We start from the raw sequence: 18,168 nt of genomic DNA on the forward strand, positions 1-18,168 counted from the left end.
AGGCCCGCCATGACCCTGATCCCCGACCCCGCCCAACTGACCGCAAGGCTGATCCGCTGCGCCTCGGTCACGCCCGACGAGGGCGGCGCATTGAGCCTGCTGATGACCGTGCTGGGCGCGGCGGGTTTCGAATGCCACCGCGTCGACCGCGAGGGGGTGCCGAACCTGTTCGCGCGCTGGGGGGCAAGGGGCGCGCGCAGCTTCGGCTTCAACGGCCATACCGACGTGGTGCCGCCCGGCGATCCGGCCAGCTGGACGCATCCGCCCTTTTCCGGGCACGAGCAGGACGGCTGGATCTGGGGCCGTGGCGCCACCGACATGAAATCCGGCGTCGCCGCCTTCGCCGCCGCCGCCATCGGTTTCGTGACCGAGACGCCGCCGCCGGACGGCGCGGTGATCCTGGCCATCACCGGCGACGAGGAGGGCCCCGGCAAGCACGGCACCCGCGCGCTGCTCGACTGGATGGCGGCGCGGGGCGAGCGGATGGATGTCTGCATCGTCGGCGAGCCCTCGAATCCCGACCGCATGGGCGAGATGATCAAGATCGGCCGGCGCGGCTCGATGACCCTGCAGATCGAGGCGCATGGCATCCAGGGCCACGCCGCCTATCCGCATCGCGCCCGCAACCCGCTGCATGCGCTGGTGCGGCTGCTGAACGAGCTGACCGAGACGCCGCTGGACGAAGGGACCGAGCATTTCGACCCTTCGGGCCTGCAGGTGACGACGGTGGATTGCGGCAACCCGGCCTCGAACGTGATCCCGGAACGGGCGCGGGCGGTGATCAACATCCGCTTCAACGACGCCCATAGCTCGGAGAGCCTCGACCGGATGATCCGCGCCCGCGCGGCGGCGATCTCGGCCGAGACCAGGGTGGATTTCGCCATCTCGACCGATGTGTCGGGCGAAAGCTTCCTGACCCGGCCCGGCCCCTTCGTCGATCTGGTCGCCGAGGTGGTGCAGGAGGAGACCGGGCTGATCCCCGTGCTCTCGACCTCGGGCGGCACCTCGGATGCGCGTTTCGTCAAGGATCATTGCCCGGTGCTTGAATTCGGGCTGGTCGGGCATTTCATGCATCAGGTGGACGAGCGCGTGCCGGCCGATCAGGTCCGCCAGCTTGCCCGCATCTATCGCCGCATCCTGGAGCGTTATTTCGCATGATCGAGAAGACCACCGACCTCGACACCTGCCGCGCCATCCGCCGCGAGGTCTTCATCGTCGAGCAGAACGTCCCCGAGGCCGAGGAATGGGACGGCCGCGACGGCGCGGCGATCCACCTGCTGGCGCGGGATGACAGCGGCCGGGCCCTGGGCACCGCCCGCATCCTGGTCGAGGGCGCGACCGGCAAGATCGGCCGCGTCGCGGTGCTGAAACCGGCGCGCGGCACCGGGACCGGCGCGGCGCTGATCCGCGCGGCGCTGGACGAGCTGCGCGCCCTGCCCGGCGTCACCCGCGCCAAGCTGGGCGCCCAGACCCATGCCATCGGCTTTTACGAGAAGCTGGGCTTCGCCGCCTACGGCCCCGAATACGACGACGCCGGCATCCCGCATCGCGACATGGCGCTGGAGCTTTGATGATCCGCCCGGAACTGGCCGAGAAGCTGCGCCCCTGGGCCGAAACCGGCGCCGCGCTGGCCGCGACCGGGTTCGGGCTGTGGGTGTTTTCGCTGGGCGGCTGGATCCTGTGGCCCATCGGCGCGGTCATTGCCGCGGCCTCGGCGCTTTGGGCGCTGGACGCACGGCGGCGGATGCGCTTCCGCCACGACACGCTCGGCCCCGGCATGGTCGAGCTGGACGAGGGCGCGATCCGCTACCTGTCGCCCAACCGGCTGCTGGGCGGCGAGATCGCGCTGCGCGAGCTGGCCGAGATCCGGCTGATGCGGCTGAACGGCCGCCGGCACTGGCGGCTGAAAAGCGGCGACGGCCAGGCGCTGCTGATCCCCGTCGATGCGGCGGGGGCCGAGCATCTGGCCGGCGCCTTCGCCACGCTGCCGGGGATCGAGATGGGGCGCCTCGCCTCGGCGCTGGCGCCGGATGCGCCCGCGATCCAGACCGTTTGGACGAGGCCGGTTCGCGCCCGCTTGACTTGACGCGCCTTGCTTGCCACCTGTGGCACGCAAGGCAAACGAAAGGCCACCGATGTCCATTCCCCAACAGGGCGGCGGCCCGATCGAGCGTCCCGAACAACTGGCCGAGTATCTCGCCGCGGGCGAAAAACCGCGCGACGCCTGGCGCATCGGCACCGAGCACGAGAAATTCGGCTATCGCCATGCCGACCTGATGCCCCTGCCCTATGAGGCCGCGCCCGGCCAGCCCTCGGTCAAGGCCATGCTGGAGGGGTTGCAGAGCCGCTTCGGCTGGACCCCGGTTCTGGAGGCCGGCAACATCATCGGGCTGGAGCGCGACGGCGCCAATGTCAGCCTGGAGCCGGGCGGGCAGCTGGAACTCTCGGGCGCGCCGCTGGAGACCATCCACCAGACTTGCGACGAGGTGAACAGCCACCTGGCCGAGGTCAAGACCGTCGCCGACGAACTGGGCGCCGGCTTCATCGGCCTGGGCGCCGCGCCGATCTGGACGCAGGAGCAGATGCCGATGATGCCCAAGGGGCGCTACCGGCTGATGACCGATTACATGGGCCGGGTCGGCACGCTGGGCACGCAGATGATGTATCGCACCTGCACCGTGCAGGTGAACCTCGACTTCGCCAGCGAAGCCGACATGGTGCAGAAGCTGCGCGTGGCGCTGGCCCTGCAGCCGGTGGCGAATGCGCTGTTCGCCAATTCGCCCTTCCTCGACGGCCAGCCGAACGGCTGGAAAAGCTGGCGCGCGCATATCTGGCAAAATCTCGACGCGGCGCGCACCGGCATGCTGCCCTTCGCCTTCGAAGACGGGTTCGGCTATGAGGCCTGGGTCGATTACGTGCTCGATGTGCCGATGTATTTCGTCTATCGCGACGGCAAATACATCGACGCGCTGGGGCAGAGCTTCCGCGATTTCCTGCAGGGCAAGCTGCCGGCGCTGCCGGGCGAGATCCCGACGCTGTCGGACTGGGCCGACCACCTGACCACGGTCTTCCCCGAGGCGCGGGTCAAGAAATTCATCGAGATGCGCGGCGCCGACGGCGGTCCCTGGCGGCGGCTTTGCGCCCTGCCGGCGCTCTGGGTGGGGCTGGTCTATGACCAGTCGGCGCTGGACGCGGCCTGGGACCTGGTCAAGGGCTGGGATGCCGAGACGCGCGAGGCCTGGCGGCGCGGCGCCGGGCTCAAGGCGCTGGATGCCGAGGTGAACGGCGTGAAGATGCGCGACCTGGCGCGCGAGGTGCTGGCGATCTCGGAAGCCGGGCTGAAGGCGCGGGCCCGCACCGGCTCGGGCGGGCTGGTGCCGGACGAGACGCATTTCCTGAACGCGCTCAAGGAAAGCGTCGAGACGGGCAAGGTGCCCGCCGACGAGTTGCTGGAGAAATATCACGGCGAATGGGCGGGCGATCTCAGCCGCATCTACGCCGAGTATTCCTATTGACCAAGGGCCGGGTGATCCCCGGCCCTTTTCGCATCACGTTCGCATCACGCCTGCGCCGGTTCACGCCTGCGGCGCGGGGGGCTGCGGCTGGCTGCGGCCCTGCATGAACTGGTCGAACTCGGCCTTGTCCTTGGCTTCGCGCAGCTTCTGCAGGAAGTCGAGGAATTCGCGATGCTCGTCCTCCAGCCGCTTCAGCGTTTCCTCGCGATAGGCGTCAAAGGCGCTGTTGCCGGTCGGCGCGCCGAAACCGTGGCGATAATGGCGGCCGTGGTGATGATGGCGGTGGCGACAGGAAAACATGCGTTTGCTCCAGATCATGTAACCCAGGATGGCAAGGCCCAAGGGCCAGCAGGCGATGAAGGCCAGGATCATGGCGGCGATCCAGGCGCCCTTCCCGCGTTCGTCCAGCCAGTCCCGGATGCCGGCCAGTGCTGCGCCGATCCGGTCGAAGGCGGAGGGGCGCGGGGCGATGTCAGTGTTCATTGCGGTCCCTTTCCGATGTGAATGTTAATCACATTTACATAGATGGAGCCGAGCCCGCCGGGTTCAAGGGAAGCGGCGAAAATTTTCTGCCGGATTTTCAGGTGGCGGGTTCGCCGTTTTCGGGTGGCGGGTTCGCCGGTCGGGCCGCGTTCAGTCGGGGATCACGCCCAGGCCGCGCAGATAGATCAGCGCGCCGCTTTCCAGCATGTCGGCCGGCGAGATGGGCGAGCGCGATCCGGGCTTGCCGCGGCCGAACAGCTCGACCACGCCGTGGCTCAGCGCCCAGATGTGGTCCGCGACCATGCCGGGCGGCGGGCGGCGCCCCGCGGGCAGCTGCGCGAACAGCGCCTCGGCGCCGCGCACCAGGATGCCGCGCGCCCGTTCCGAGGCCTGCGACAGCCCGGCATTGCCGGCGATCGAGATGCCGGATTCGAACATGGCGATGTAGAAGCCGCGCCGCTCGGCCGCGAAGCTCAGGTATTCCTGTCCCATGCGCAGGAAGGCGGTCAGCGGCCGCGGGCGCCCCTCGTCGAAGGCGGTCTCCAGCCTCTCGGCGAATTCCTCGAACCCTTGCCGGGCGACCTCTTCCAGCAGGTCCTCGCGGCCGGTGAAATGGCGATAGGGCGCGGCGGCGCTGACCCCGGCCAGCCGCGCGGCCTCGGCCAGGGTGAAGGCCTGCGGGCCGTTCTCCTCGATCAGCCGCACCGTGGCCTCGACAAGGGCCTGGCGCAGGTTGCCATGGTGATAGGAGGATCGGGCCATGTCCGGCCCTTACATGCCTTCGCCGAAATAGTCCCCGACCAGCGCGCTCAGCGCATCGGCCAGCTCGGCCGCCTGCGCGCCGCGCGTGGTGACGCGGATGGTGCTGCCGCGCGGCGCGGTCAGCATCAGCAGGCCCATGATCGAATCGCCCGAGACGCTCATCCCGTCCTTCTCGACGGTGGCCTGGGCGTCGAAACGCTCGACCGTCTCGACGAATTTCGCGCTGGCCCGCGCGTGCAGGCCCTTTTCGTTGATGATCGCCAATTCGCGGGTGACGGCCCCGTTGGTCATGTCATTCATGAAGCGGCACGGTTCGGGATGGGAAGCACATCGGCAGGCAGAACGTCATAGCTGTTGATGTACTTGCGTCCCGCATCCTTGGCCAGCGATACCGCATCCGCAACCGGCAGTTTGCGCGATTTGGCCAGCTTGACCAGCATCGGCAGGTTCGCCCCGTAGAGAATCGAGCGATTCCGCATCGCGCAGGCCATCAGCGACAGGTTCGAGGGCGAGCCGCCGAACAGATCCGTCACCACCACCACGCCGTCGCCCGCATCCACCGCATCGGCGGCGGCGCAGATTTCGGCCTGCTTCTCGCCGCGATCATGGTTTTCCTCGATCGTCACGGCCTTGATCCCGGTCTGCGGCCCCACGACATGCTCGACCGCCGAGAGATATTCCCTGGCCAGCCCACCATGCGCCACGATGACAATTCCGATCAATTCGCCTCACCACGCACCAGCCGTTCACCCTTGCGCCAAAGCTGTGCGAGAGGCCCGAACAGGACCCTCATCCCCAGGTGCCGGCGCCTTTTCACGGCGTTCAAGTTCCCGATGTCTAATTGACACTTGCCAGCCTGCTTTCGCAAGCGCATCTGCCATTTTTTCCGCCATTGTGACAGAACGGTGTCGCCCCCCGGTGCAGCCGAAGCCGATCGCCAGGTGGGCCTTTCCCTCTTCCAGATGGGCAGGCAGGGCGAAAAGCACAAGATCCAGCACCTTGCGGAAGAACTCGTCGAACCGCGAATCGGCCATCACATATTGCTGAACCGGCGGGTCGCGGCCGTCCAGCGGCCGCAGCTCCGCCCGCCAATGCGGGTTGGCGAGGAATCGGCAGTCGAACATCATGTCCACGCCGCGCGGCACCCCGCGCTTGTAGGAATAGGACTGCACCGAGACGGTCAGCCGCCGCCCCGGCTCGGTCTCGAACCAGCGGGCCAGTTCCGCCTTCAGGTCATGCGGCGACAGGTCCGAGGTGTCGACCAGCACGTCGGCCCGGGCCCGGATGGGGGCGAGCATGTCGCGCTCGGCCCGGATGGCGTCCAGCGGCGAGCCCTCGGCCCGCAGCGGATGGCGACGGCGGGTTTCATTGAACCGTCGCAGAAGCTGTTCGGTCGTGCAGTCCAGGAACAGCACCTCGGGCGCGTATTCGGGCAGCCGGGTCAGCTTGTCGATCAGCTCGGTCAGGTTGGCGACGGAAAAGTCGCGGTTGCGGACATCCAGACCCAGCGCCAGCGGCACCGGCCGGGCGGGCCCGTCCAGCAGCCGCGGCACCAGCGACAGCGGCAGGTTGTCGATGGCCTCGTAGCCCAGATCCTCGAGCACGTTGATGGCCGTCGAGCGCCCGGCCCCGGACGGCCCGGTGATCAGCACCAGCCGCTGGGCCTGCTCGTCCTGACTGCCCAAGGGGCTTCTCGCCTCCGGCATGGTTCGGCCTACCTCTCGCGCAAATCCGTGTCCGCCCGTCCGGCCACAAGATATTGCAACAATGTTGACGCAAGATGAACACGGCCCGCGCCAAGGACAAGGGGCAAGGACCTGCCCATAAGGTCAAGGCGGCGGTCGGGCGGCAGGCGGTCCGGCTCGGTGCGCTCCAGATCGACCGCCAGCGCCAGTTCGACCGGCCCGTGCGGCACGGCATGCAGGATGCCGACGCCGCGCGCCTCGATGCGGCCGCGAATCGAATCGGGCGCATCGGCAATGACGGCGGCGCCCTCGCGGCGCAGCACGGTGCGGTCGTCCGCCACCAGCGCCGCGCCCAGGGCCATCATTTCAAGCGCCAGGCCGGATTTCCCCGATCCCGAGGGCCCCAGGATCAGCAGTCCCCTGCCCCGATGGGCAATGCAGGATGCATGCAGGATCATCGCGCGCGCCTCCGTTTCACCCCCGGCCGAATCGCCCCGATCCGCGATGCCGGGCCGGCTGTCCTTGTGGCGGATTCTTGCGGGCAAGGCCACGCTTCGGCAAATGATAGCGCTAACCGTGTCTGATTGCGCTAACCCTGTCCATAAGTGCGCTTTCGCCCGGGAAATGCCGTGTTATAGGACGCGCAACGGCCGGTTGCCGGCCCGGAATTCAAGCAGGAGCACAGGTGCCATGAGCGAACCGCGCGTCAATCCGAATTGCCGTCTCGAAGACCAGGGGATCACGGGGCTCGGCAATGTCCACTACAACCTGCTCGAACCGGCGCTGATCGAGGCGGCCATCCAGCGCGGCGAAGGCAAGCTGGGCCTTGGCGGCACCTTCCTGGTCTCGACCGGCGCCCATACCGGCCGCTCGCCCAAGGACAAACATGTCGTGCGCACCCCCGCGGTCGAGGACAGCATCTGGTGGGAAAACAACCGCCCGATGGAGCCGGAGGCCTTCGACCGGCTGCATGCCGACATGCTGGAACACATGAAGGGCAAGGACTATTTCGTTCAGGACCTCTACGGCGGCGCGGATCCTGCCCTGCGCCTCGACGTCCGGGTCGTGACCGAACTGGCCTGGCACGGGCTGTTCATCCGCAACCTGCTGCGCCGTCCCGAAGCGGCCGAGCTGGCCAGCTTCGCGCCGGAATTCACCATCATCAACTGCCCCTCGTTCAAGGCCGATCCGGCCCGCCACGCCTGCCGCTCGGAAACCGTGATCGCGCTGAATTTCGACAAGAAGCTGATCCTGATCGGCAATACCGCCTATGCCGGCGAGAACAAGAAATCGGTCTTCACGCTCTTGAACTACATCCTGCCGGAAAAGGGCGTGATGCCGATGCATTGCTCGGCCAACCACGCGCTCGGCAACCCGGACGACAGCGCCATCTTCTTCGGCCTCTCCGGCACCGGCAAGACCACGCTCTCGGCCGATCCCTCGCGCACGCTGGTCGGCGATGACGAGCATGGCTGGTCCGACACCGGCATCTTCAACTTCGAGGGCGGCTGCTACGCCAAGACCATCAACCTCTCGGCCGAGGCCGAGCCGGAGATCTACGCCACCTGCTACAAGTTCGGCACGGTGATCGAGAACATGGTTTACGACCCCGACACGCTGGAGCTGGACTTCGAGGACAACTCGCTGACCGACAACATGCGCTGCGCCTATCCGCTGGAGCAGATCTCGAACGCCTCGCCGACCTCGCTGGGCGGCCAGCCGAAGAACGTCATCATGCTGACCTGCGACGCCTATGGCGTTCTGCCGCCGATCGCGCGGCTGACCCCGGCGCAGGCGATGTATCACTTCCTGTCGGGCTTCACCTCGAAGACGCCCGGCACCGAGGTCGGCGTGACCGAGCCGACGCCGACCTTCTCGACCTGCTTCGGCGCCCCCTTCATGCCGCGCCGCCCGGAAGTCTATGGCAAGCTGCTGCAGGAAAAGATCGCCAAGACCGGCGCGGCCTGCTGGCTGGTCAATACCGGCTGGACCGGCGGCGCCTTCGGCACCGGCAAGCGCATGCCGATCAAGGCCACCCGCGCCCTGCTGACCGCGGCGCTGGACGGCTCGCTGAACAACGCCCAGTTCCGCAAGGACCCGAATTTCGGCTTCGAGGTCCCGGTCTCGGTGCCCCGCGTCGAGGACCGGCTGCTCGACCCGCGCCAGACCTGGGCGGATGGTGCCGCCTATGACGCCCAGGCCCGCAAGCTGGTCGGCATGTTCAGCGACAATTTCGCGCAATATGCCGACAAGATCGACGACGACGTCCGCGCCGCCGCCATCGGCTGAAGCCTGACGGAGAGATGATGCGAGGGGCGGTCCACGGGGCCGCCCCTTTCGCTTTCGGCACCGCCCGAGGGGGCTTTGCGCCCCCGCCGGCCTGCGGCCGACTCCCCCGCAGGATATTTGGGCAAGAAAGAAGCCCTGCATCCCTCGCGGCTTTCTCTGTTTTCCAAATACCCTGGGGGAGCGCGGAACGCGCGGGGGCAAAGCCCCCTCTTATCAATGTTGCCGTCGTACCCGCCGGCGCTTCTGCGCGCGCTTGATCTCGGCCAGCCGCGCCTGGGTGGCGCGCTTGCGCATCGGTCCCTTGCCGCGCCCGCCGCCCGACCCTTGCGGCAGCGGCCGGCCCTCGACTTCCAGCAGCTCCAGCATCAGCCCGCCGGTCAGCGGCACCGCCTCGGTCAGCCGCACGGTCACGCGCTGGCCGATGCCGATTTCCAGGCCGGTCTCGGAGCCCATCAGCACCTGCGCATCCGGGTCGTAATGGAAATATTCCCGGCCGATCTCTCGGATCGGCAACAGCCCGTCCGCCCCGGTCTCGTCCAGCCGCACGAAGGCGCCGAATTTCTGCACGCCGCTGATGCGGCCGGTGAACTCGGCCCCCACCCGGTCGGCCAGATAGGCGGCGAGATAGCGGTCGGTGGTGTCGCGTTCCGCCGCCATCGAGCGCCGCTCGGTCTCGGATATATGCTGCGCGGTATCCGAGAGCATCTCGATATCCTGCGCCGACAGCCCGTCATCGCCCCATTTATGGCCCATGACCAGCGCGCGATGCACGATCAGGTCGGAATAGCGCCGGATCGGCGAGGTGAAATGCGCATAGGAGCGCAGGGCCAGCCCGAAATGGCCGAAATTCTCGGGGTTGTAATAGGCCTGCTGCATCGAGCGCAGCGCCGTCATGTTGATCAGCTCGTCGAACTCCGAGCCCTCGGCCTGTTCCAGCAGCCGGTTCAGGTGGCGCGTCTGCAAGACCTGGCCCTTGGCGAGCGTGAATCCCGAAGCCTCGGCCACTTCGCGCAGCGCGTCGAGCTTTTCCACCGTCGGCTCCTCGTGTACGCGATAGAGCAGCGGCCGGCGCAGCCGTTCCAGTTCCTCGGCGGCGGCGACATTGGCCAGCACCATGAATTCCTCGATCAGCCGGTGCGCATCGTAGCGTTCGCGGAAGTTGACCGATTTCACCCTTCCGTCGGCGGTCAGTACGATCCTGCGCTCGGGCAGGTCCAGCTCTAGCGGCTGGCGGCGCGCTCGCGCGGCCCTCAGCAGCCCGTAGGCATGCCAGAGCGGCCGGATCGCCGGCTCGACCAGCGGCGCGGTCTGCTCGTCGGGATTGCCGTCCGCCGCCGCCTGCGCCTGTTCATAGGCCAGGCTCGCGGCCGAGCGGATCATGCCGCGATGGAAGCTGTGGCCGGTCTTGTTGCCCTGCGCGTCCAGCCGCATCCTGACCGCGATCACCGGCCGGTCCACGCCCTGATGCAGCGAGCACAGGTCGCTCGACAGGATGTCGGGCAGCATCGGCACCACCCGGTCGGGGAAATAGGTGGAATTGCCGCGATTGCGCGCCTCGCGGTCCAGGGCCGAGCCGGGGCGGACGTAATGCGCCACATCGGCGATGGCGACCCAGACCGTGGCGCCGCCATCCTCATGCGTCTCGGCGGCGACGGCATCGTCGCGGTCGCGGGCATCCGAGGGGTCGATGGTGATGAAGGGCAGGTGGCGCAGGTCCTCGCGGTTCTTCATCGTCGCGGGACGGGCGGCATCGGCCTCGGCGATCGCCTCATCGGGGAAATCGTCGGGAATGCCGTGCTGGTGGATGGCGATCAGGCTGACGGCCCTGGGCGCCGAGGGGTCGCCCAGCCGCTCGACGATCCGCGCCAGCGGCAGGCCCAGGCGGCCGCGCGGGCCGACCTGCTCGGCCTCGACCAGCTCGCCGCTTTTCGCGCCATGGGCATCGCCGGGGCGCACCTGCCATTCCTTGTCCTGGCCCTTGTCGATGGGCAGGATGCGGCCGCCCGCCTCGGGCCCGCCGGTGGCCGCGCGGAAGATGCCGACGATGCGGTGCTGCACCGTGCCGATGCGGCGGATCAGCCGGGCCTGATAGTCGTGATCCTCGCCCCGGGTCTCGATCAGCCGGGCCAGGATGCGCTCGCCCGGCGCCACGGCGGGATCGGATTTCAGCGCCGCGTAAAGGATGCGCGGCATCGGCCCCTCGCCCTGCCATTCCAAGGGCCTGGCGAAGATGTCGCCGTCGCGGTCGGGCGGCAACAATTGCAGCACCGTCACCGGCGGCAGCCGCTCGGCATCGTGGTAATGGCGGCGGCGGCGTTCCAGCAGGCCCTCGGCCTCCAGCTCTTTCAGAAGCCGCTTCAGCTCGATGCGCTCGGCGCCCTTGATGCCGAAGGCTTTCGCGATGTCGCGCTTGGCGGTGGCGTCCGGATGGGCGGACACCCAGTCGAGAATCTCTTGACGGGAAGGTAGCTGTGCCATGCCGTCACGCTAGCATGCTGCCGGACGGGGCGGCAGGGGCAAAATCAGGCGGCGGGCAGGCGGACGAAGGCCGCGGCCTCGCGCACCACCGGGTCGGCCTCGGCCCCGGCGCGGATCTGGTCCACGAAATCCTGCCGCATCCGCGGCGACCAGGAATCGTTGATATGCGCGGCCACCGCCTCGGGCGCCGGCCGGTCGGGCTGGCTGGTGAAGAACTGCGCCATCTGCGTGGCCATGCGGATCAGCTTGGAATGGTCGTGGGACATGTCGCCTCAGCTTCCGGCAATGCGCCGGGGGTGGGTGTAAAGATCGAAGCTCGCCTGCCGGGCGCGGGCGATCAGGGTGATGCCGGCGCGCTCGGCCCAGCCGAGCGCCAGCGCCGTCGGCGCGCTGGCACCGATCAGGATCGGCGCGCCGATGCGGGCGGCCTTCTGCACCAGATCGACCGACAGGCGCGAGGACATGACCACGGCGCCCTGCCCCGCCGCCAGCCCGGCCTGGGCCAAAGCCCCGGCCAGCTTGTCCAGTGCATTGTGGCGGCCGACATCCTCGCGCGTCACGGCGCGGGCGCCGTCCCAGAAGGCGGCGCCGTGGATGGCCGGGGTCCGGCGGCGCAGGACCTGGCCCTCGGACAGCGCGGCCATGGCGCGGGCCACGTCCTCGGGCGGCATCGACCAGTCCGAGGCGACCGGCACGATCCGGGGCAGCGCCGCCTCGATGCTGTCCACGCCGCAAAGCCCGCAGCCCACCGGGCCGACCATGCTGCGCCGCCGCTCGGCCAGCCGGGCGGCAAGGCCGGGGCGCAGCCACAGCCGCGCCTCGCGCGCCGGGAAGCCGCCGGCCTCGACCTCGGCCTCCTCGAAGCCCTCGACATCGCCGGGCGCGGCGATCAGCCCCTCGGTCAGCGCGAATCCCAGCGCGAAGTCGCGCAGGTCATGCGGCGTCGCCATCAGCACCGCCTGGCTCATGCCGTCGATGACGATGGCCACGGGGCATTCCTGCGGCGCCGGGGGCGGCTCGATGGGCCGCCAGCCGCCGCCCCGGCCTTCGCCGTCCCAGCGCAGCACGCCGGCCGTCACGTCCCGCATGCCGTCACTCGGCAGCGGTGGGCAGGATGCGGCGGGCGAGGTCGGAATGATGGCGATACTCCTCTTGCCATTCCGAGGGGCCGTTCGAGGGGCTGACCTGCACGGCCGTCACCTTGAATTCGGGGCAGTTGGTGGCCCAGTCGGAATTGTCCGTGGTCACCACATTGGCCTGAGTCGTCGGGTGATGGAAGGTCGTATAGACCACCCCCGGCGCCACCCGCTCGGTGATATGCGCCCGAAGCGAGGTGTCGCCCGAACGCGAGGCCACCCGCACCCAGTCGCCCTCGCGGATGCCGCGGTTCTCGGCGTCCGAGGGATGGATCTCCAGGATGTCCTCGGGGTGCCAGACGCTGTTGTCGGTCCGCCGGGTCTGCGCGCCGACATTGTATTGCGACAGGATCCGCCCCGTGGTCAGCAAGAGCGGGAAGCGCGCCCCGGTGCGTTCCTCGGTCGCGACATATTCCGTATGGACGAACTTGCCCTTGCCGCGCACGAAGCCGTCGATATGCATGACCGGCGTGCCCAGCGGCGCCTTGTCGTTGCAGGGCCATTGCACCGAACCCTCGCGGTCCAGCAGGTCGTAGCTGACCCCGGCGAAGCTGGGCGTGGTCAGCGCGATCTCGGCCATGATCTCGCGCGGGTGGGCATAGGACCAGGCCGCGCCCATGCGGTTGGCCAGCAGCTGCGTGACCTCCCAGTCCTCGTAGCCGTTCTTCGGCGTCATGGCGCGGCGGACCATGTTGATGCGCCGCTCGGCATTGGTGAAGGTGCCGTTCTTTTCCAGGAAGCTGGAACCGGGCAGGAAGACATGCGCATAGTTCGCGGTCTCGTTCAGGAACAGGTCCTGCACGATGACGATGTCCATCGCCGACAGCGCCGAGGTGACATGCCGGGTGTCGGGGTCGGACTGCACGATGTCCTCGCCCTGGCAGTAAAGCCCCTTGAAGCGGCCGGCCAGCGCCTCGTCGAACATGTTGGGGATGCGCAGGCCCGGCTCGGGCGACAGCTCGACGCCCCAGGCGCGTTCGTAGATCGCCCGCGCCTCGGGGTCCGAGACATGGCGATAGCCCGGATATTCATGCGGGAAGCTGCCCATGTCGCAGGAGCCCTGCACGTTGTTCTGGCCGCGCAGCGGGTTCACGCCGGTGCCGGTCCGGCCGATATTGCCGGTCATCATCGCCAGGTTGGCGATGGCCATCACCGTGGTCGAGCCCTGCGAATGCTCGGTCACGCCCAAGCCGTAATAGATGCTGGCGCGCGGCGCGGCCGCATAGGCGCGGGCGGCCTTGCGGATCAGCTCGGCCGGGACCTTGGACAGTTTCTCGACCTCTTCCGGCGCATGGCGCGGGTCCATCAGGAACTCGGCATAGGCCAGGAACTCGTCCCAGTCGCAGCGTTCGCGAATGAAGGCCTCGTCATAGAGCTTCTCGGCCACGATCACCTGCGCCATGGCGGTCAGCACGGCGACGTTGGTGCCGGGCCGCAGGGGCAGGTGCAGCCCCTCGGCCATATGCGGAGTCTTGAGCAGGTCGATCTGGCGCGGGTCGAGGACGATCAGCCCGGCCCCCTCGCGCAGCCGCTTGCGCAGCCGGCTGGCAAAGACCGGATGGCCGTCGGTCGGGTTGGCGCCGATGATCAGCGCCAGATCGGTATCGTCGACCGAATCGAAGTCATGCGTGCCCGCCGAGGTGCCGAAGGTGGTCTTCAGCCCGTAGCCGGTCGGCGAATGGCAGACCCGGGCGCAGGTGTCGGTGTTGTTGTTGTGGAAGACGGCGCGCGCCAGCTTCTGCACCAGATAGGTTTCCTCGTTGGTGCAGCGCGACGAGGTGATGACGCCGATGGCATCGCGCCCGAAATCGTCCTGCGCCTGGCGCAGCCGGGTGGCGGCGAAGTCCAGCGCCTCGTCCCAGCTGACCACGCGCCAGGGATCGGTGATCCGCTCGCGCAGCATGGGCTGGGTCTGGCGTTCGCGATGCGTGGCATAACCCCAGGCGAAGCGGCCCTTGACGCAGCTGTGGCCGTGGTTCGCCTTGCCGTCCTTGCTGGGCACCATGCGCACCACTTCCTCGCCGCGCATATGCGCGTCGAAGGAACAGCCGACACCGCAATAGGCGCAGGTCGTCTTGACGATATGCTCGGGCGTGCCGATCTCGATCACCTTGTTCTCGATCAGCGTCGCGGTCGGGCAGACCTGCACGCAGGCGCCGCAGCTGACGCAATCCGAGCTGAGGAAGCTGTCCGATTCCATCCCGGCCGAGACGCGGCTGTCGAAGCCCCGCCCCTCGATGGTCAGCGCGAAGGTGCCCTGCACCTCCTCGCAGGCCCTGACGCAGCGCGAGCAGACGATGCATTTCGCCGGGTCGAAGGTGAAATAGGGGTTCGACTGGTCCTTGGGCCGGTATTCCGGATTCGGCCCCTCGGCGTCGCGGCGGGCGAAATGGTTCGCGCCCGGCTCATAGCGCACCTCGCGCAGGCCCACGGCGCCGGCCATGTCCTGAAGCTCGCAATCGCCGTTGGCGGCGCAGGTCAGGCAGTCCAGCGGGTGGTCGCTGATGTAAAGCTCCATTACCCCCTTGCGGATCTGCGCGACCTCGTCGGTCTGGGTATGGACCACCATGCCCTCGGCCACCGGGGTCGTGCAGGATGCCGGCAGGCCGCGCATGCCCTCGATCTGCACCACGCAAAGCCGGCAGGAGCCGAAGGCTTCCAGATGATCGGTAGCGCAGAGCTTGGGCACCGAGATCCCGGCCACGGCAGCGGCGCGCATCACCGATGTCCCGGCGGGAACCGAAACCGGAATCCCGTCCACCAGCAGGTTCACGGTGACGTCGGACTTGACCGCCGGGGTGCCCATGTCGCGGTCGGGAATGATGAAATCCTTCATTCTGCGGCCTCCTTGCGCGGCTCTCGCCGCCCGCTGAAATCTTCGGGGAAATGGGTCAGCGCCGACATGACCGGGAAGGGCGCAAAGCCCCCCAGCGCGCAAAGCGAGCCCCATTTCATCGTGTTGCACAGATCCGTCAGGATCGGGATTCCCGTCTCGTCGCCCTGGGCGATGCGGTCGATGGTCTCGACGCCCCGGACCGAGCCGATGCGGCAGGGCGTGCATTTGCCGCAGCTTTCCACGGCGCAGAACTCCATCGCGAAGCGCGCCAGCTTCAGCATGTCGGCCGTGTCGTCGAAGACGGTGATGCCGGCATGGCCCAAGAGGCCCTCTTTCGTCGCCAGTTCCTCGTAGCCGAAGGGCACGTCGAAATTCCAATGCGGGATGTAGGAACCAAGCGGCCCGCCCACCTGCGCCGCCTTGACCGGCCGGCCCGAGGCGGTGCCGCCGCCGATCTCCTCGATGATCTGGCGCAGGCTCATGCCGAAGGCGGCCTCGAACAACCCGCCATATTTCACGTTGCCGGCGATCTGAATCGGGATCGTGCCCTTGGACCGCCCGATGCCCAGCTTGGCATACTCCGCCCCGCCATGGGTCAGGATCCAGGGCACCGAGGCCAGCGAGATCACGTTGTTCACCACCGTCGGCCGGCCCAGGAAACCCTCCAGCGCCGGGATCGGCGGCTTGGCGCGGACCACGCCGCGCTTGCCCTCCAGGCTGTTGAGCAGGCTGGTCTCCTCGCCGCAGACATAGGCGCCGGCGCCGACCCGCACCTCCATGTCATAGGCATGGTCTGATCCCAGCACCGACTGGCCCAGGATACCGGCCTGCCGCGCCTTGCCGATGGCGGCCTCCATCAGCCGGATCGCGTCGGGATATTCGCTGCGGATATAGACATAGCCCTGCACCGCGCCCACGGCGATGCCGGCGATCGCCATGCCCTCGATCAGGACCAGCGGATCGCCTTCCATCAGCATGCGGTCGGCAAAGCTGCCCGAATCGCCCTCATCGGCATTGCAGACGATGTATTTCCGCGGGGCCTTGGCGCCGGCCACGGTCTTCCACTTGATCCCGGTCGGGAAACCGGCGCCGCCGCGGCCGCGCAGCCCGGATTCGGTGACCTCCTCGACGATCTTCTCCGGCCCGATGCCGATGGCGCGGCGCAGGCCGGCCAGCCCGCCATGCGCCTCGTATTCCTCGACCGACAGCGGGTCGATCACGCCGACGCGGGCGAAGGTCAGCCGGCTCTGCGCTTTCATCCAGGGCAATTCCTCGACCGGCCCCAGCGCCAGAGGATGCTCGCCGCCCGTGCGGATCGCCTCGGCGACCGAGGCCGCATCCTCGGGCCCGACCGGCCCATAGCCGTAACGCACGCCGTCGCGCTCGACCTCGACCAGCGGCTCAAGCCAGATCATGCCGCGGGTGCCGTTGCGGGTGACGGCGAATTCGCGCCCCAGCGTCTCGGCCACCGCATCGGCACCCAGCGCCCTTGCGGCGGCATCCAGGGGAACCCAGACCCTCATGCGCCCGCCTCCGCCACCAGTTGCCGCACCTTGGCCAGATTCGCCCGGCCCAGCAGCCTGTCGCCGACCTGCGCCGAGGGCGCACAGGCGCAAAGCCCCAGACAGAACACCGGCTCCAGCGTCAGCCGCCCGTCCGGCGTGGTCTCGTGCCAGTCGATCCCCAGCGCGGCGCGCACCTCCTCGGCCAGAGCATCGGCGCCCATCGACTGGCAGGCCTCGGCCCGGCACAGCCGCAGCACATGCCGGCCCTGCGGATGGTCGCGGAAATCATGATAGAAGCTGACGACGCCATGCACCTCGGCGCGGGTCATGCCCAGGGCGGCCGCCAGCACCGGCTGCGCCTCCTCGGGAACATGGCCCCATTCCGCCTGGATGTAGTGCAGGATGGGCAGAAGCGGCCCTTCGCGACCCTTGTGGGCGGCGATGATTTCGTCGAGACGCAGAAGGAAATCAGCGTCGGTGGCTGGTGAGGTCATGGCTAGGTGGTCCGGGCTCTGCTGTTTTGTCCAGACTAGAGACCGATGATAGACGAAACAATCGTGATATATCGTTTATCGATTGAAACCATCAATCGATGAGACGATGCGGATCAGCGCCTCGACCAGGGGCGGATGCGGTTCGCGCCGGGCGACGACCAGCCCCACCATATGCCCCTCGCCGGTCAGGTCGCGCGCGCGAACCCCTTCGGGCAGCGGCAGGCCGCGCGCCAGCGCCCGGGGCAGGATCGCCGCCCAGTCGCCGGTCGCCACATGCGACAGGATCGCCAGCATCGAGGTCGACTCGACCCGCGGCAGCGCATCCGCCCCGGCCTCGACCAGGTGGCGGGTGACGATGCGGCGGTTCTGCATGTCCGGGGTCAGCAGGCAGAGCGGCCGGGTGGCGGTCTCGGCCCAGTCCACCGGATCGCCCAGCTCGCTGCGGTCGATCAGGCAATAGGTCTCGCGATACAGCGGCAGGCTCTGCACCCGGCCCAGGGGCTCGCTGTCCAGATAGGTCACGCCGGCATCCAGCTCCAGCGCCTCGATCTGGTCGCGGATCTCGTCCGAGCTGCGCGACAGGATCGAGACCCCGGCATTGGGATGGCGGCGCAGGAAGGGCCCGGTCAACTCGGCGATGCGCGGCATGGCGGTGGGGATCACGCCGATGCGCAGCCGCCCCGACACGCCCTTGCGGCTGGCCTGCATCTCGGCCTGCATGGCGCGGGCATCGGCGACGATGCGCCGCGCCCAGCCCAGCACGCGCTCGCCCTCGGGCGTCAGCCCCTGGAAACGCGAGCCGCGCCGCACCAGCTGCACGCCCAGTTGCTCCTCCAGCGCCCGGATGGCGGATGACAGCGTCGGCTGGGTGATGCCCAGCGATTCGGCGGCGCGGCCGAAATGCTTCTCGCGCGCCAGGGCCATGAACATGGAAAGCTTGTCGATCACGGACCTGCCCTCCCCGCCCGGCCGGCCTTCTCCGTTT

18 protein-coding genes are annotated in these 18,168 nt (G+C 68.4%); 5 read left to right on the forward strand and 13 right to left on the reverse strand.

From position 1 onward, the window contains the following. Positions 1-9 precede the first annotated feature (9 nt). The 4 genes from dapE to PARJ55_RS0105930 are packed head-to-tail and all read left to right on the forward strand — an operon-like array spanning position 10 to position 3,515. A complete protein-coding gene (gene dapE, locus PARJ55_RS0105915; protein ID WP_156929433.1) occupies positions 10-1,158 on the forward strand; it encodes a succinyl-diaminopimelate desuccinylase in 1,149 nt (382 codons plus the stop codon). Next, complete coding sequence (locus PARJ55_RS0105920) at positions 1,155-1,571, forward strand: GNAT family N-acetyltransferase (RefSeq protein WP_028712188.1); 417 nt, start codon at positions 1,155-1,157, stop codon at positions 1,569-1,571. The genes dapE and PARJ55_RS0105920 overlap by 4 nt, the downstream gene beginning before the upstream one ends. After that, positions 1,571-2,086, forward strand: a complete 516-nt coding sequence (locus tag PARJ55_RS21525) for a hypothetical protein (RefSeq protein WP_036697696.1) — start codon at positions 1,571-1,573, stop codon at positions 2,084-2,086. Before PARJ55_RS0105920 ends, PARJ55_RS21525 begins: the two co-directional genes overlap by 1 nt. 49 nt (positions 2,087-2,135) lie before the next feature. After that, entirely contained in the window at positions 2,136-3,515 is a 1,380-nt protein-coding gene (locus tag PARJ55_RS0105930; protein WP_028712189.1) for a glutamate--cysteine ligase, read from the forward strand. 60 nt (positions 3,516-3,575) lie between these two features. Here PARJ55_RS0105930 and PARJ55_RS0105935 read toward each other — a convergent pair whose 3' ends face one another. The 6 genes from PARJ55_RS0105935 to PARJ55_RS0105960 all read right to left on the reverse strand — a co-directional run bounded on the left by PARJ55_RS0105935 (position 3,576) and on the right by PARJ55_RS0105960 (position 6,903). Beyond that, entirely contained in the window at positions 3,576-3,998 is a 423-nt protein-coding gene (locus PARJ55_RS0105935; RefSeq protein WP_028712190.1) for a DUF2852 domain-containing protein, read from the reverse strand. Between the two features lie 150 nt (positions 3,999-4,148). Next, on the reverse strand, positions 4,149-4,760 hold the full coding sequence (locus PARJ55_RS0105940) for a TetR/AcrR family transcriptional regulator (protein WP_028712191.1): 612 nt from the start codon (positions 4,758-4,760) through the stop codon (positions 4,149-4,151). Positions 4,761-4,769: 9 nt separating this feature from the next. After that, positions 4,770-5,060, reverse strand: a complete 291-nt coding sequence (locus tag PARJ55_RS0105945) for an HPr family phosphocarrier protein (protein ID WP_028712192.1) — start codon at positions 5,058-5,060, stop codon at positions 4,770-4,772. After that, on the reverse strand, positions 5,057-5,482 hold the full coding sequence (locus PARJ55_RS0105950; protein WP_028712193.1) for a PTS sugar transporter subunit IIA: 426 nt from the start codon (positions 5,480-5,482) through the stop codon (positions 5,057-5,059). Before PARJ55_RS0105950 ends, PARJ55_RS0105945 begins: the two co-directional genes overlap by 4 nt. Positions 5,483-5,506: 24 nt before the next feature. Beyond that, positions 5,507-6,466, reverse strand: coding sequence for an RNase adapter RapZ (gene rapZ, locus PARJ55_RS0105955; protein ID WP_028712194.1), 960 nt, complete (start codon positions 6,464-6,466; stop codon positions 5,507-5,509). An 8-nt stretch (positions 6,467-6,474) separates the two neighbouring features. Then, entirely contained in the window at positions 6,475-6,903 is a 429-nt protein-coding gene (locus PARJ55_RS0105960; RefSeq protein ID WP_028712195.1) for an HPr kinase/phosphorylase, read from the reverse strand. 232 nt (positions 6,904-7,135) lie between these two features. Between PARJ55_RS0105960 and PARJ55_RS0105965 the strand changes: the two genes are divergently transcribed. Then, positions 7,136-8,734: a phosphoenolpyruvate carboxykinase gene (locus PARJ55_RS0105965; RefSeq protein ID WP_028712196.1), complete on the forward strand. Its 1,599-nt coding sequence runs from the start codon at positions 7,136-7,138 to the stop codon at positions 8,732-8,734. A gap of 213 nt (positions 8,735-8,947) precedes the next feature. Here the strand turns inward: PARJ55_RS0105965 and rnr are convergent, their stop codons facing one another. The 7 genes from rnr to PARJ55_RS21535 form a co-directional block, all read right to left on the reverse strand. Next, on the reverse strand, positions 8,948-11,212 hold the full coding sequence (gene rnr / locus PARJ55_RS0105970; protein ID WP_028712197.1) for a ribonuclease R: 2,265 nt from the start codon (positions 11,210-11,212) through the stop codon (positions 8,948-8,950). Between the two features lie 44 nt (positions 11,213-11,256). Continuing rightward, positions 11,257-11,478: a formate dehydrogenase subunit delta gene (locus PARJ55_RS21530; protein WP_036697700.1), complete on the reverse strand. Its 222-nt coding sequence runs from the start codon at positions 11,476-11,478 to the stop codon at positions 11,257-11,259. A gap of 6 nt (positions 11,479-11,484) precedes the next feature. Then, complete coding sequence (fdhD, locus tag PARJ55_RS0105980; protein ID WP_028712198.1) at positions 11,485-12,300, reverse strand: formate dehydrogenase accessory sulfurtransferase FdhD; 816 nt, start codon at positions 12,298-12,300, stop codon at positions 11,485-11,487. 4 nt (positions 12,301-12,304) lie between these two features. Beyond that, complete coding sequence (gene fdhF / locus PARJ55_RS0105985; RefSeq protein ID WP_028712199.1) at positions 12,305-15,184, reverse strand: formate dehydrogenase subunit alpha; 2,880 nt, start codon at positions 15,182-15,184, stop codon at positions 12,305-12,307. Then, on the reverse strand, positions 15,181-16,707 hold the full coding sequence (locus PARJ55_RS0105990; protein WP_028712200.1) for an NADH-ubiquinone oxidoreductase-F iron-sulfur binding region domain-containing protein: 1,527 nt from the start codon (positions 16,705-16,707) through the stop codon (positions 15,181-15,183). Before PARJ55_RS0105990 ends, fdhF begins: the two co-directional genes overlap by 4 nt. Further along, positions 16,704-17,183: a formate dehydrogenase subunit gamma gene (locus PARJ55_RS0105995; RefSeq protein ID WP_028712201.1), complete on the reverse strand. Its 480-nt coding sequence runs from the start codon at positions 17,181-17,183 to the stop codon at positions 16,704-16,706. The genes PARJ55_RS0105990 and PARJ55_RS0105995 overlap by 4 nt, the downstream gene beginning before the upstream one ends. Positions 17,184-17,258: 75 nt before the next feature. After that, on the reverse strand, positions 17,259-18,131 hold the full coding sequence (locus PARJ55_RS21535) for a LysR family transcriptional regulator (protein WP_036713857.1): 873 nt from the start codon (positions 18,129-18,131) through the stop codon (positions 17,259-17,261). Positions 18,132-18,168 lie beyond the last annotated feature (37 nt).

This window comes from Paracoccus sp. J55 (genome assembly GCF_000513975.1).
Taxonomy (GTDB): domain Bacteria; phylum Pseudomonadota; class Alphaproteobacteria; order Rhodobacterales; family Rhodobacteraceae; genus Paracoccus.